The organism is Colwellia sp. RSH04 (assembly GCF_003545765.1).
Lineage (GTDB): Bacteria > Pseudomonadota > Gammaproteobacteria > Enterobacterales > Alteromonadaceae > Colwellia.
The window spans coordinates 23,381-37,833 of the sequence record NZ_QXIO01000003.1; the positions used below are offsets into that span (position 1 = coordinate 23,381).

At 36.2% G+C, this 14,453-nt stretch carries 9 protein-coding genes; 4 read left to right on the forward strand and 5 right to left on the reverse strand.

All coding sequences use genetic code 11. From position 1 onward, the window contains the following. The first annotated feature begins 48 nt into the window (after positions 1-48). On the forward strand, positions 49-1,968 hold the full coding sequence (locus D1094_RS05755; RefSeq protein ID WP_182440101.1) for a GGDEF domain-containing protein: 1,920 nt from the start codon (positions 49-51) through the stop codon (positions 1,966-1,968). Positions 1,969-2,200: 232 nt separating this feature from the next. On the opposite strand, the gene D1094_RS05760 is transcribed toward D1094_RS05755, so the two are convergent. The 4 genes from D1094_RS05760 to D1094_RS05775 all read right to left on the reverse strand — a co-directional run bounded on the left by D1094_RS05760 (position 2,201) and on the right by D1094_RS05775 (position 8,567). Continuing rightward, a complete protein-coding gene (locus D1094_RS05760; RefSeq protein WP_118959150.1) occupies positions 2,201-3,058 on the reverse strand; it encodes a hypothetical protein in 858 nt (285 codons plus the stop codon). Positions 3,059-3,275: 217 nt separating this feature from the next. Further along, the gene (locus D1094_RS05765; RefSeq protein WP_118959151.1) at positions 3,276-3,965 is read right to left on the reverse strand and encodes an MOSC domain-containing protein; all 690 of its coding nucleotides are present in this window, start codon (positions 3,963-3,965) and stop codon (positions 3,276-3,278) included. Between the two features lie 151 nt (positions 3,966-4,116). Further along, positions 4,117-7,353, reverse strand: a complete 3,237-nt coding sequence (locus D1094_RS05770) for an efflux RND transporter permease subunit (RefSeq protein WP_118959152.1) — start codon at positions 7,351-7,353, stop codon at positions 4,117-4,119. Between the two features lie 2 nt (positions 7,354-7,355). Further along, entirely contained in the window at positions 7,356-8,567 is a 1,212-nt protein-coding gene (locus D1094_RS05775) for an efflux RND transporter periplasmic adaptor subunit (protein ID WP_118959153.1), read from the reverse strand. 380 nt (positions 8,568-8,947) lie between these two features. Here D1094_RS05775 and D1094_RS05780 point away from each other — a divergent pair, with 380 nt between their 5' ends. From D1094_RS05780 to D1094_RS05790, 3 genes are all read left to right on the forward strand, one after another. Next, complete coding sequence (locus D1094_RS05780; protein WP_118959154.1) at positions 8,948-9,406, forward strand: TerB family tellurite resistance protein; 459 nt, start codon at positions 8,948-8,950, stop codon at positions 9,404-9,406. A 145-nt stretch (positions 9,407-9,551) separates the two neighbouring features. Next, entirely contained in the window at positions 9,552-10,406 is an 855-nt protein-coding gene (locus tag D1094_RS05785; RefSeq protein WP_118959155.1) for a S1 RNA-binding domain-containing protein, read from the forward strand. A gap of 1 nt (position 10,407) precedes the next feature. Further along, the gene (locus tag D1094_RS05790; protein WP_118959156.1) at positions 10,408-11,529 is read left to right on the forward strand and encodes an ABC transporter substrate-binding protein; all 1,122 of its coding nucleotides are present in this window, start codon (positions 10,408-10,410) and stop codon (positions 11,527-11,529) included. Between the two features lie 365 nt (positions 11,530-11,894). On the opposite strand, the gene D1094_RS05795 is transcribed toward D1094_RS05790, so the two are convergent. Continuing rightward, complete coding sequence (locus D1094_RS05795; RefSeq protein WP_118959157.1) at positions 11,895-14,435, reverse strand: TonB-dependent receptor domain-containing protein; 2,541 nt, start codon at positions 14,433-14,435, stop codon at positions 11,895-11,897. Positions 14,436-14,453 lie beyond the last annotated feature (18 nt).

Here is a 14,453-nt window from a genome sequence, read left to right on the forward strand (position 1 = left end):
AAAAATATAAATTAATTGACTAATACTATCGTGATGAGAACACTATTTATGACAAATAAAATTCACGAATATTCTACAACTCTTTTTAAGCTTACTCTATTAATAGCTTGCGGTTGCCTTTTAAATATATCTGCAATTTCAGCGGGTATAGCCAGCGAATCACACTCTTCTTGGATGGAGACCTCTTTTGAGCAATTACAAGAGCTAAATAAAAAAGATCCCGCGCTTGCCTTGGATTTTGCAGAAAAGCTCTATGCTAAATCATCTGATAAAATGAACAATGCCGACAAAGCATCACTATTTGCTAAAATGGCACTATATTGTTCGTTTTTAGGTAAGTTTGATCAAAGCCAAGAATTTATTAACACCGCAAACACACTTTCTCCCGAGCAAAAAAGCCCAACCGCTATATCTCTTTTACTGACTCAAGCAAGCATTTACGATTCACTAGGAAAAGCGAAAGAAGCATTAACTCTCTATAAAACAGCAGAAAAACACGCTAAAGAGAGCGAAGATTTTAGATCCCTCGCTGACAGCTATAGCTATTTAGCTGGCTATTATTCAATGAATCATAACGATATTGAAGCGATAAAATATTTTAACAAAAGCTATCATTTATTCGATCAACTCGGTGATGAACTAGAATTAGCTTATTTAAAAATACAGATGTCTACCTCGTACTCGTTACTTTATGATGACGAACAAGCAATACGCTACGCTAATGAAGCACTTGAATACTTTCTGAAACATGAATTGTTTTTTGATGCCTTATTTGCACAAAACGCACTCGCTTATAATTATTTACGTAAAAAGTCTTTTGAATTAGCCAAAGAATCATTTTATAAAGTCATTCAATTATCAAAAAAAGCCAACAATGAAAATTATACTGCTAGGGCATACTTAGGGTTAGCTAAAGTATTTTTAAACGATGAACAAAATGACAAGGCTCGATATTACTTTAATAAATACCAACAATATCAAATTCCAGTTAATACGCCTCATGCCACAGTAAATGACTTTTTATTGCTGGCAGAATTAGAATTAAATGATTTGCAATTAGATCTAGCGGAAAACGCAATTACCAGTGCAGAAAGAGTATTACTAACGTTAGAAAAAGAAAATACATTATCAATTTACAGAAGATTTTATGATTTAAAGGCTAAATTAGCAACGCTTAAAGATGATTACAAAACTGCATACGCGCTACAATCAAAAGCAAGAAAACTACAAACTAATTACAGTAACACTGAACGAGAAAAAGTACGTTCTAAATTAAAAGTTATTTTTGATACTGACCAAGCATTATTAAAAAACAAATTATTAGAACAAGAAAAACAACTTAATAGTATCGCGCTTGAAAATGCTCAAAATGAACAATGGTTACAAAACCTTATTATTGCAATTATTTCAGCCCTATCTTTATTGCTAACTTATTTTGTTTATCGACAATTAAAAACAAGTAAAGGGCTACAAATGCTCGCTAATACTGACTCGTTAACGGGCTTATCGAATCGGCGTTTTGCTTTTAGCCAAGCAGAAAAGTATTTAACTCAGGCAAAAAAAATAAAGAATAACTTTGCAGTGATTATGTTTGATGTTGATTTTTTTAAACATGTTAATGATGAATATGGTCATACGGCAGGTGATACCGTTTTAAAAAGCTTATCTGTCTTAGCTTGTGGGTATATAAGAGCAAACGATATTATTGGCCGAATTGGTGGCGAAGAGTTTCTTATTATTCTTCCTGGCGCATCTTCAGAACAAGCAAAGGTTATTGCTGAGAGAATACGTTGTGCTACTGAAGACTTGATAGTCACCAATGATAATCAAGAAATTAAAATTACCGCGAGTTTTGGTGTTGCTCACTTAACCCAAAAAGAAGAGTCGTTCAGTGAAATATTTAACAATGCAGATACTGCTCTTTATCAAGCAAAAGAGCAAGGCCGTAATAAGGTTGTAGCAATTTAGAGAGGTAGTGCATAACTACCTCCTTAAATTAGTTGATTAACCTCAGCTAGGGATAATAAATAGCTCCCTAACAGCTATTTTTTCTTACTTCTGTGTTAAATTCATAAACAAAAGAATAACTATTCTTAATGAATTTTCCTTGAATGAAAAAAACTATCAAGCTAGTGAGTTGCTAAAACCACTAGTCTAACAAATTTCAAACAATTTACTTATCTCTTAACCCAAACTGAGGTTAATTATGCTTGAATAACGCTTTGAAACTTACCTCATCAGTGACTTTTTCTTTAGCACCGTTAATTATTCGATGTGTACCATGACAACGAGCACAGGCCAATACAGCTAAAGTACCTAAATGTCTTCCTTGCTCTTTTAAAGTACCCGATGTTATTGCGGTTTCTAAACTTACCATCGTTGCCTTCATAGTTTCATCAGGATACGTCCTTCTATCCTTTTTATGGCAGTCAACACAGACTTTACCCAATTCATTCATCTCAACTTTTAACGACTCCAAAGAAGATAATGCTAACTCGGTAAAACCATCTTGAGAAGAAATTTTCACTTGGTTTACTTGCTGAGTTAACTTATTCATATGCTCTGTAAAGTCCTCTCCACTTGGTAGTGTTTTATTGGAAAAATCTGGTGCGCGATATGTTAATGCCGTGATTGCTTGATAATCGTTATGGCATGAATCACAGCCTTTCTGCAGAGTATCCAATTCTTGCGAAACCTTTTTATAATCTTTCGCTATAATGGCATTTTCTAATTGCTGCATGCTAGATTCATTGAGCAATTTCTTCCATGGAGGCACCATTTCAGCAATACTTAAGTAATGTTTTTTAAAACCTTCATTCCACTGCTTTAAATGAATATCATCTTCTTTTGCAGCATAAAATGACATGGCTTGCATTTCTCTTCTTAAGGCAAACATCGTATGTAACCAGACATGGCGTTTACTTTCAGGCTTATACCATTGCGCTAACTCTTCGGGAGGTGTTTTGATAAGAGTAACTTTGTCTTCATGTTGATAAACAACAGCCACGACCACAGACAAAATAATAATTTGTAAAATAAAAAAGTAAGACCAACGCATAATAAGCTCTTAAAATAAAAGACATAATTTGAATAAAGCATAGCAGTGTAACGTATGCAGGGCTTTAATGAAATGTTGATATAGCCTTTTTATATCAACACAGTGAGCAAAATAACTTGTGCGTTAATAAATAAGGCTACTGTGTATTTTTCAGTAAGAAAACACTCCCTTCTACACGCCCTAAAATGATGCAGTCTATTTTTTAAAGTAATAACTTTTAAAAAACACCTGTTAAACGGGCTTGCCAACTTTCAACTTTTCCCAATTCTAATCGTTGTTGTATATAGTTTTTCCAATGTTGAGACAATGATTCAAGTTCAATTATTTGCTGTAATGCTTCCTTGTCCATAGGGTTATTAAAAAAAGTATCTGCAACATTATAAACAGATAAACTTTGATTTACCCTACTCACTAAGTCTAGCTTAGCATTAGTATTAATAAAGCCGGGTTTAATTACACGATACAGCCAACCACAACGACTTGTTTGTTGAACCTGCAAAGCAAAGTCCTTAACTTCCATAAAGAGACTTAATTTATAACAAGGAGACCTTGGTTGGCTTACCTCAATGATGGCATCTCCAAGTTGATACTGATCGCCAATAAATACATCTCGCTCAGTCATACCTATAGTACTAATATTTTCCCCCATCGCTGATGCATGAAATAATGATTTACTTTGCGGATAAAGGGATTGCCAATAATGATAGTGCTCACAAGGGTATTGATGCAAAGCCCGCTCAATTCCTCCATGATGTTTTGTGTCAGCACAAACATCACCTTCCACCCCCTGTTCTGACAGATAAATTTTAGAACTAATTAGCGATTTTACAATCGCAGTCTTAATTCCTTTATACTCCTTTGCATTGCCACGATATAGTGTGACATCACAACTGTGCTGGGTAGGCATTAGCGATTTTTCCTTATAATTATGAGTGTTATTGTTCACAGTACACGATAATTATCCTTTTGTACTAGGAGTACAAAAGGATAAAAGTATTATGACAAAAAAAACCACTGTATTAACAGTGGTTTTTTATAAACGGACAACTCAAAACATATTAACTAGAAGGTAGTTCTTCTTGTTTGGTTCCATTACTATGTTCAAGTGCTTTTTTCTTGTGTTTTTTTCTTGAAAACAATTGGCGAATATCTTCAATAATAAGGTATAGACAAGGAATTAACCCTAATGTCACCACTGTTGCAAATAGTACACCAAAAGCCAATGACACAGCCATTGGGATTACAATTTGTGCTTGCATACTCGTTTCAAAGAAAATGATCGGCGCAAGTCCAATAAATGTTGTTAATGAAGTTAACAGTATTGCTCTAAAGCGTTTAGTTCCTGCATGCATAACAGCATCTTTGATACTTTCACCTCGTCGCCTTGCGTTATTAACATAATCAACCATCACTAAGGAGTCATTAACCACAACACCTGCTGCCGCTAGAATCCCCATAACAGATAGTGCATTTAAGTTCATACCTAGAATTAAATGACCAAATACAGAACCTATTATTCCAAAAGGAATCACTATCATAATCATAAAAGCTTGCGAGTAAGATTTTAATGGTATGGCAAGTAATGAGAAAATAACCATCAATGATATAGCAAAATCACGTAATTGATTATTAATGCTATCCATCTCTTCTTGAATACTACCTGTTACTTCACTTTTAACTAATGGGAATTGACGTAGCAATTTAGGAATAAAGTTGTCACGAATATCATTAGCCACTTTAAATGGTTCCACTTGCTCAGCATCTACACTAGCCCATACGTTAATAGTACGGTTACCATTTTCACGTCGAATACGGGTTACACCGTCAGTCAGTTTTATCTCAGCTAATTCTGATAGTGGTAGCTCAGCGCCATTTGGTGCTTGAATCATTACATCTTCAACATGTCCCACAGAACTACGTTCTTCTTGCGGATAACGAACCATCACTTTAATTTCTTCTGTATCACGAAGAATACGCTGAGCCTCTAAGCCATAAAAGCTATAGCTCACTTGTGATGCGATATCTGCTAAGGTTAATCCCATAGAGTAAGCTAATGGCTTTAATTCAAACTGAACTTCTTTAGCACTCGTTTGACGTGAGTCATTTACATCCCCCACCCCTTTTAACGAGTTAAGTTTGACCTTTAACTCTTTTGCTGCGGCAAGTAGTTGCTCGTCATTTTGAGACTCTAATCTAAAGGCTATATCACCATCATCACGACCACCGCCAAAAAGGTTGTCACTTATGGTTAGCGATTTAACACCGGGATAGTTTGGAATAGCATTTCGCCATTTATCGGCTAATTCAAAAGTATCCATTGCACGTAATTCAGGATCAACAAGTTTAACCATAACGCGACCGCTGGTTCGGCTTTGTAAATCAACTTGCATGTCTGAAATCATGCCATTGCCATGCTCTGCTTCAATTTCTTGATCAATTCTATACAGCACATTTTGAATATTTAGTACCGCTGAAAGGGTTGCCTTCTCAGATGCATCAATATTCATCTCTACTGAAACGCGAGGAAAGTCATGGGGAATTTTTGGTTGACCAATAAAACGAACCAAACCACCTTGGAACAAACCAGCACTTAATAACATAACACTAATAAAAAACATCAATACGCCATAACGATATTTAATGCATACTGCTAGCGTTGGGCGATATACGTTATCAATAAAACTTTTTAATGACTTATCAATAATAGCTCGAAGTCTATCTAAAGGGTTTTTCGGGTTGAATTTTTTCATTTTCATCTGCGCTAAATGCGCGGGTAAAATCAGTTTAGATTCAATAAGTGAAAATATTAAACAGAAAACGACAACAAAACCGATAGATTTGCTAAACGCAGAGCCAGGTTCATTATCTAACACGAAAGGTAAAAAGACGGCTATTGTGGTTAAAACACCAAAGGTTGCTGGCATGGCAACACGTTTTACGCCACGTATTACATTATCAACACTATGACCTCGCTCTTCAATTTCATCATGAGCACTTTCGCCCATTACTATTGCATCATCGACCACAATACCTAGTACTAAGATAAAGGCGAATAAACTGGTAATGTTAATCGTGACATTAACGAACTCCATCGGCATAACCAGTAATGTACCTAAGAAGCACACAGGTAAACCCATCATGACCCAAAAGGCTAATCGAACACGTAAAAATAAAGCTAACATTAAGAAAACCAGTACCGCACCACTTTTCATATTGTCCATCATCATTTCTAGACGACCTTCAAGGTAGTATGTCATATCTACCCATGTCTCTAGCTTTACGCCTTGAGGAAGAAACTCTGATTTTTTCTCAACAAAATCATTTAATACCGCAGCAACATCGGTAATACTCTGATTCTCTGATGCACCGATGAAGAAGGTCACTGAATTTTTACCATTAAATTTCGAGTACTGTAGCCCTTCTTCGAAACCATCATTAATCGTCGCTAAGTCACTAAGCATAACCTTAGTACCATCTTCCAAGGTCACTACAGGTATTTGTTCAAATTCATGGCCATAATACGCTTGTTCTTCAACACGTAAATTGATGTAACCATTTTCAGCGCGAATTTGACCAGCAGACATGTTACGGGAATAGCCTCGAACTGCATTAGCAACATCTCTAAAACTAAGATCATATTCTCTTAATTTATCTTTACTGACTTCAATAGAAATTTCGTAACCTAATCCGCTAAAAAATTCAGAGACATTAACTAAAGGAAGCTGTTGTATTTCATCATGTATTTTACGCCCTAGTTCTTTAAGTTCTTTATTAGTTAAATCACCAAACAAACTGATATACATGACTTCTTGACGGAACTTTTCACGCTCGACTTTGATGCGTTCCATACCGTCAGGAAAGCTTGGGATAGAATCAATTGCTGATTTCACTTCTTCTAATACAATTTGAGGATCATAGTCAGTATCCACTTCAAACCAACCATTTGAATAACCACGGTTTGAATAAGTAATCACACGTTTAAGACCTTGAACTGACTCAAGCGCCTCTTCAATCTTAATGGTGATACCTTCTTCAACTTCTTGTGGCGCGGTTCCTGGGTATGGTGCAGCGTAAGAAATCCAATTGATTTTAACTTGTGGGAACATTTGCTTGTTTATGGTATTGATCGTTAGAAAGCCACCAACCAAGATAAAAATCATTAATAAGTTTGCCGCAACACTATTACGGGCAAACCATGCAATTAAACCTTTATGGGTATCAATACCATCAATGTTTTGACTATTCACGTTATCTTTTTCTAACGCATCGTTACTAGGCTTATCAGAAGAGGCCATATTTATTCTCCTGACTCATTATTTGCAACTTGAGTTACCGGTTCTTTAGCTTCTAACTCTTCAGCCTCTGGTGTTTCTTCTGCACCCGCCAAGGCCAGTTTCATACCATTAATTGGGTAGTCAAGTGCAGAAATAATTAACTGATCACCGTCAACTAGACCTTTACCTACAATAACATTGCTTCCTTGTTGACGAACTATGTCAATAGAAGCAAAATGTAATTTTGATTCACTGTCTAATAAAGCTACTTTACCATCAACAACTAAATATCTAGGAATTGACGCGGCTGAAGCAATATTCAACCCAACAATATTAGCGTTTACATAACTTCCAAAACGAAGTGGAGATTCACCATTAGCTGGCTGTGACAATAGGTAAGGATCATTAATTTCTGCCACCAAATAAGTCATGCGACTTTTATTATCAACTACACCTTCACTACGTGCTATCTCAGCTTGCCACTGTGTGTTTTGTCCAGCAAACTTGCCATTTAAATGGACTTTCGCTTGTTTACCTTGCTCAACTAAATATTGAAGCTGATTATCGGCAACTGGCAACCTAACTTCTGCAACAGCCGTGCCTAATACGTGTCCTAACTTGCTACCGACACTGACAAAAGATCCTAAACCAATATCTCTGCTATCAATCATCGCATCGTAAGGTGCTCTTATTTCTGTGCGTTCTAAATTACGCTCGGCTCTTAATTCTGCCGCTTGTGCCGCTTTTACACGAGCAAGCTCTTGTGCAAGTTGAGGCTTACGTAAACTTAACTCTGTTGGTGAAGTATCCGTAATTTGTTTCCACTCACGTTCAGCAACTTTACCCTGTGCGACTTCTTTTTCTAATGCAGCTCTTGCTGACGCCATATTAGCTTGGGCATCGATAAGCGCAGCTTGATAATCACTTGGATCAATACGAGCAAGTAATTGGTTCTTCTTAACAAAGCCACCGCGTACAAACGTATCACTTAACTCAACAATTTGGCCGTTAACTTGGGCAACTAATTGAGTTTCATACTTAGGCTTAACGATACCATGAGAGCTAACTTCTAATGTTAACGGTGCAACACTAATGTTTTCCACGGCAACAATAGGTGTATTATCTACTTCAGCTTTTTCTTCTGGTGGTTTTTTCATACTAGAAAAACCAATCATGGCAAGAACGCCGGCAGCTAAAATGACAATTGGAATAATTATTTGTTTTTTACGAGCCACTTTTTAAATCCCTAATACTAATAAATTAACAGATACGGTATTGTAATGCTTCATAGCATAACCAGTTTTTGGTTACATGCATTAACAAAGTTGTAACGCTCTATTACAAAATTCGCACCACTTTCGACTTCTTTCTAAGAAACCATAGACAATCTCAAATTTAAACATTACATATCAATACATTACAAATTATTTTTTATTTCATTGTTTACAATAACCTTAAGTAGAACCAACGAAGTTTTTTTTGCATTGGCATGTTTAACCAAAAAATCATGCTTTTACTCAATTATTTATGAAATATATACTTACTAAAGGTCTAAGACTTCATGAATAATAAGTCGTAGAATATTAAATGTTATTTTTCATATAAGGTTTAGTCTATGTTTTCTCAATTGAAAGATTTTTTTTCAAGCTTGCATCAAACAGAACAAAGCAGCACGACAATATCTACTGAATTGGCTTGCGCTGTCTTATTTTGTGAAGTCATGAGAGCAGACGACAATTATACGAATGAAGAACAAGAAAAGCTCACTTGCCTATTACAAAATCAATTCTCACTCTCTAATGACCAAGTTACAGATATTCTTGAACAAGCCATTCAACTCAGTGAAAATGCAAACGATTTTTATCAATTTACCAGTCAGCTTAACCAACATTTATCATTAGACGACAGGATTAACATTGTCGTTTTGCTGTGGCAAATCGCTTATGCTGATGGAGAGTTAGCGAGCATAGAAGAACATATTATTAGACGTATTGCCGATTTATTACATTTAAGACATAGTGAATATATCGCGACCAAAATCCAAGCAGAGAAAAAATTTGTATCTACAAACTAGGTGTTGAACTTTGTTTAATAATATCAACAAAGCTCAACACGCCCTAATATGATTAAACAATTAAACCACATTGCTCATTTGTCTTTCGACCTATTATAGATATTACGTTACAATAGACACTTAGATTTTTTTATTGGTAGTATTAATGACTCAAGACACCATCACAAACCAAGCTGAAATTGGTAAATTCAACACCTTAAAGGTTATCGCAAAAACAGATAACGGTGCCTATTTAGATGCTGGTGATTTAGGTGAAATTTTATTACCCAACCGTTTTCTCCCAGATGACTGTGAAGTTGATAGCTTAGTTTCTGTATTCATCTACTTAGATTCAGCAGATAGACTTATCGCAACAACCGAAAAACCTCTTGCTCAAGTAGGCGAATTTGTTTCCCTTAAAGTCGCACAAGTTAATAAGATGGGAGCTTTTCTAGACTGGGGGCTTCCCAAAGATCTATTAGTTCCTTACAACCAACAACATACCAAAATGGAAGTAGGTAAATATTATTTAGTTCGTGTATTTCTTGATCAACGTACTGAGCGTATTGCCGCATCAAGTAAGCTTGATAAATTTATTGATGTTTGGCCTGCAGAATACACTGACGGTGAAGAGGTCTCTTTAACTATTGCTAATAAAACAGATCTTGGTTTTAAAGCGATTATTAATGATTTGCACTGGGGCTTACTTTACGATAATGAAATTTTTCAACCACTTCGCGTTGGTCGAAAAATCACTGGTTATATAAAAAAAGTTCGAGATGATGGTCGCCTAGATTTAATATTAACACGTGGTGGTAAAGGTAAAGTTATCGATTTTGCCGATAAGTTTATTCGCTTTTTACAAGACAACGATGGTTTTACAACGCTTAACGACAAAAGTAATCCTGAATTAATCAAAAGAACCCTAGGGGTAAGTAAAAAAACATTTAAGGCTACGGTTGGCAATTTACTAAAAAAAGGAAAAGTTTCAATAGAGAAGAATGGTATAAAACTACTGTAATATGAGAACAAAGTTAACTGTCTTTCTGATAATAATCAGCCTATTTTCATGCCGAGTTAACGCAATTAATGTCACTTATATTGCTGATACCAATGAAATCACCCCTTTTTGGCAAAATGTTCATGATATTGCTCAGGCTGCTGCTCAAGACTTAAATATTAACTTAACCTTCGTTCGAGGTGAGGGGCATCGTCTATATCAAGATGAAGTCATAAAGAAAATAGTTGAGGCAAAAACTAAGCCTGACTTACTTATTTTTATGGCGCATAAACGCAGTGCCTTGAGAAATTTTACCCTACTTGAGCAAGCAAAAATTCCTTTTGTGACTCTTTCTCATTTTACCTACAAAGATAATCTTAACCTCAAACCTCAAATTGGCTACCCACAAGAAAAGTTTAAATTTTGGTTGGGTGAGCATTATGATGACCACACTCAAGGGGCTTATTTACTGATGAATAATTTGCTCACACGCGCAAAAAAAGTAAAGCCTGACAACCCTCTCATTAAAGTGTTAGCAATAAATGGAGATTTTGCTGCGCAATCACTGCAAAAAACAGCAGGATTTACCAAAAGTGTTAACGAGGATAATCAAGCCATTCTTGTACAAAATATTGTCGCTTATTGGGATTATGACAAAGCCGAAGATTATTTTATAAACCTATATCGGCGACATAAAGGCATTGATGTTGTATTGGCAGCATCAGATCATATGGCTGTTGCAGCGATTGAAGGAGCTAAAGACATTGGCCTGATACCTAATAAAGACATTTTTATTGGTGGTTTTGATTGGGATAGAAAAGCGATAAGAGGAATTAAGCAAGAACAATTAACAGCTTCGGCTGGCGGTCATATCTATAGTGTAGCTTGGCTAATGGCCAAGGTTTATGATCATTTTCAAACTAAAACTGTGTTTCATCCAGGTATTCAATCTCCAAGTAGTGAATTTAGTTTGATTGATATTCACAATGTAAATGCCATGGAAAAATTGACCTATCAAAACGACTTTTTCCATATTAACTTTTATTGCTTCACTCAAACGTACACAAAAGAAAGTGTTTATAACTTTTCAATTAACGCATTAAATAGGCAAATAAATCGCGCATCTAATCATACTTGCCATTAAGGCTTTTGGGATTCTAAGCATATTTTAGCTTCTCTTGACTAAGGCGTATTAACCTTTGCTGATATTTTCAGCAATGCGCTATTTTATTGATAGCAAAGCAGTATGAGCGCAATTTGGTTGTTCCAAATAAGTGAATACTCATACCGCTAGTGTTAAAAAAGCTATTGCCCTTAGGGCTGAGGCTAAAATCACTTTACTCTGTGTTAAAAGCTACTAATTTAGTGGGGGTTAGTGAGTTGTTTTAACCATATGTTAACAATTTCATCTCAGGTTAACTTATCTCTTAACCTGAGATGAAGCTATAAAGTAAAAGATATTGTTTTGCTTTATAGCGTTTATAACTATTTCAAGCGCTGATTACCCTGCTAGAAACTACCTCGAATACCCACACTAAAGCTTCTTGCGGGTAAAGGAGCTACATTTTTTAAAAATGACGAATGTACTCGAGCATTTTCATTGAGTAAATTTTGCCCCTTAATATACAGCACTAAATCATCACCAATTCCATCAATATAATAATTTAAGTGAGCATCGAACATCGTATAAGCCTCTGTTGTTGTTTCAAGCTTAGCAATATCATCTTGCTCAAAATAGTGACTAAGACTTAATTCACCATCAAATTGCTCACCTTGATAGTTAAGTAAGCCAGCGAAACGCAAAGGAGGGATTCTTGGTAAATTATCATTTTCACCATCTTGTACATCAGTTAGCTTGGCACGAATGTAATCACCTAACACAGTCACTTTAAATTCATCTGAAATTTGATAGGCAACTTCGGCTTCAAAACCATATAGTTGCGCATCAGATTGCACATACTGCATAACAGGCAAGCCAGATGATTCCTCTGTATGTTCTTCATCAACATGCTCTTCTTCGCCATGACCGTGTTCATCATGAAAAACAAATCCAGTATCTTGTTGATAGTAATAATCATCAATTTGGTTATAAAAAGCACTTAACACAAAGCCAAAATCACCTGAGAATTTTCGCCAAGTTAAATCTAAATTAAATGATGTTTCAACATTTGGCTCATGATCAGATAACTCAACATGCAGTTCTTCACCTTCCTGCTCAACCTCAAACATGGCGCCAACTTCATAAGTATTCGCACCGATATGTGGACCAAAGGCAAAAAGTTCGCCGGCACTAGGCGCTCGTTGAGAGATAGCAGCAGAAGCGCCAATATTATATCCAGATTGATAATCCCAGACCAAACCTACCGATGCGCTTAATGGCGTGAATGATTGATCTGACAACGTTAGGTGTTCTTCTTCGTGCTCATGATGATCGTCTTCATGCCCATGTTCAAACTCATATCCATCAATATCAATCATGACATGCTCAATACGTGCCCCTAACTGTATCAAAACTTGCCCTACATGCTTCTCTTCAAGCCATGCAGCAGCAATATTTTGAGTAAGAGATGGTGGTGTGAAAGCTTCTGCTCCTTGCGCAGAAAAATCACTTTGCTTGTAATGTAATGTCCAAGCCCCTTGCCAGTCATTCATCGCTTTATGATAGATATCAGCTCTTGCTTCGAACGTTTCATTATCAAAACGTGTGCCTACCTCACCATCATCAATTTCTTCATGGCTATAGTCGGTATAAGCTAGCTTAGTTGCTAACTTTGAAATAAAAGTATTTTCAAATTTCAATTCACTCAACATTTGAAGTCTATCTTGGTTCATCTTGGCATATACGCCATGCTCTTCTTCATGCTCTTCTTCATGCTCTTCATGAGCCTCATGTTCATCGTGTTCTTCTTCATGCTCACCATGTGTATGTCCTGGTATGCCATATTCTCGCGTCATATTGCCATAAGAAAAACCAACAAAACCTTGATCAAACAAATAGCTACTGCCCAATGTAAAACCATTTGATTTTGATGCGCTATTAGCTAACCTTTCACTGTGCTCTTCTTCATGCTCATCATCATGAGCTTCGTGATCATCGTGATCATCAAGCTCTGCTTCACCAGCAAGCTTATAATCTTTAGATTCTCGCCAAAAAGCATCACCATGAAATGCCCAATTATCAAACCCTGCTTGTAAGTTAACTGCAGCTTGTTGCTCGTTAGAAACATCATTATATTGCAACATCCAATCGGCTATGGTTTCATTACTTGTAGGTACACGATTATCAACAACATTTACCACCCCGCCTATCGCACCACTGCCATAAAACAATGTTGCTGGGCCTCGTAATACTTCAACTTGTTGTGCTGTACTCGTTTCAGCAGCAACAGCGTGATCCGCTCCTAAACGTGATGCATCACCAGCATCAAGTCCATTTTGTGTAATGAGTACTCTGGGTCCATCTAAACCTCGAATGATAGGAGAGCTGGCAACAGGGCCGTAATAGCTAGAATGAACACCCACTTCATTTTTCAGTGTTTCGCCTAAAGTAGAAGCTTGCTTTAACTTTAGCTCATCACCACTGATCACATTAACAGGGAGTGCTGACTCTATAGCTGATGCATGTAACACACTACCTTTCACATCGATAACTTCAATTACAGAGGGTAATAATGATACGCTAAGGTTACTTATATTCTGGTTTTCAACTTTTACTATTAAGGAGTTATGACTGAAGTTTTTAGCACTGGTGTGTAATTCGAAAGTACCCGCAGAAATATCGTTAAAAATAAAATATCCCTTGGCATCAGTTAGCTGACTTTTATCTAACCCTTTTAAACTTACTTTAGCATTAGCAATTGCATTGCCTTGTTTATCGACTATTTGTCCTGAAAGTTCAGCTGACAATACCTGACTACACCAGACTAAAGGGAAAGCCGTTATAGCGGAAACTACAGCTGCTCGGGTTGTTTTGCGTGATTTAAGTTTATTTTTTTTTATAGCAGAAGCTTTACTCAAACTATGTGTTTGAGTAACTAATTTATTAAACATCTTATATTCCAGTAATTT

What these genes read in the sequence shown, in the direction of transcription:
- D1094_RS05755 (WP_182440101.1), top strand. Translation starts at nt 49, where the DNA reads ATGACAAATAAAATTCACGAATATTCTACAACTCTTTTTAAGCTTACT.
- D1094_RS05760 (WP_118959150.1), bottom strand. Translation starts at nt 3,058, where the DNA reads ATGCGTTGGTCTTACTTTTTTATTTTACAAATTATTATTTTGTCTGTG.
- D1094_RS05765 (WP_118959151.1), bottom strand. Translation starts at nt 3,965, where the DNA reads ATGCCTACCCAGCACAGTTGTGATGTCACACTATATCGTGGCAATGCA.
- D1094_RS05770 (WP_118959152.1), bottom strand. Translation starts at nt 7,353, where the DNA reads ATGGCCTCTTCTGATAAGCCTAGTAACGATGCGTTAGAAAAAGATAAC.
- D1094_RS05780 (WP_118959154.1), top strand. Translation starts at nt 8,948, where the DNA reads ATGTTTTCTCAATTGAAAGATTTTTTTTCAAGCTTGCATCAAACAGAA.
- D1094_RS05785 (WP_118959155.1), top strand. Translation starts at nt 9,552, where the DNA reads ATGACTCAAGACACCATCACAAACCAAGCTGAAATTGGTAAATTCAAC.
- D1094_RS05790 (WP_118959156.1), top strand. Translation starts at nt 10,408, where the DNA reads ATGAGAACAAAGTTAACTGTCTTTCTGATAATAATCAGCCTATTTTCA.
- D1094_RS05795 (WP_118959157.1), bottom strand. Translation starts at nt 14,435, where the DNA reads ATGTTTAATAAATTAGTTACTCAAACACATAGTTTGAGTAAAGCTTCT.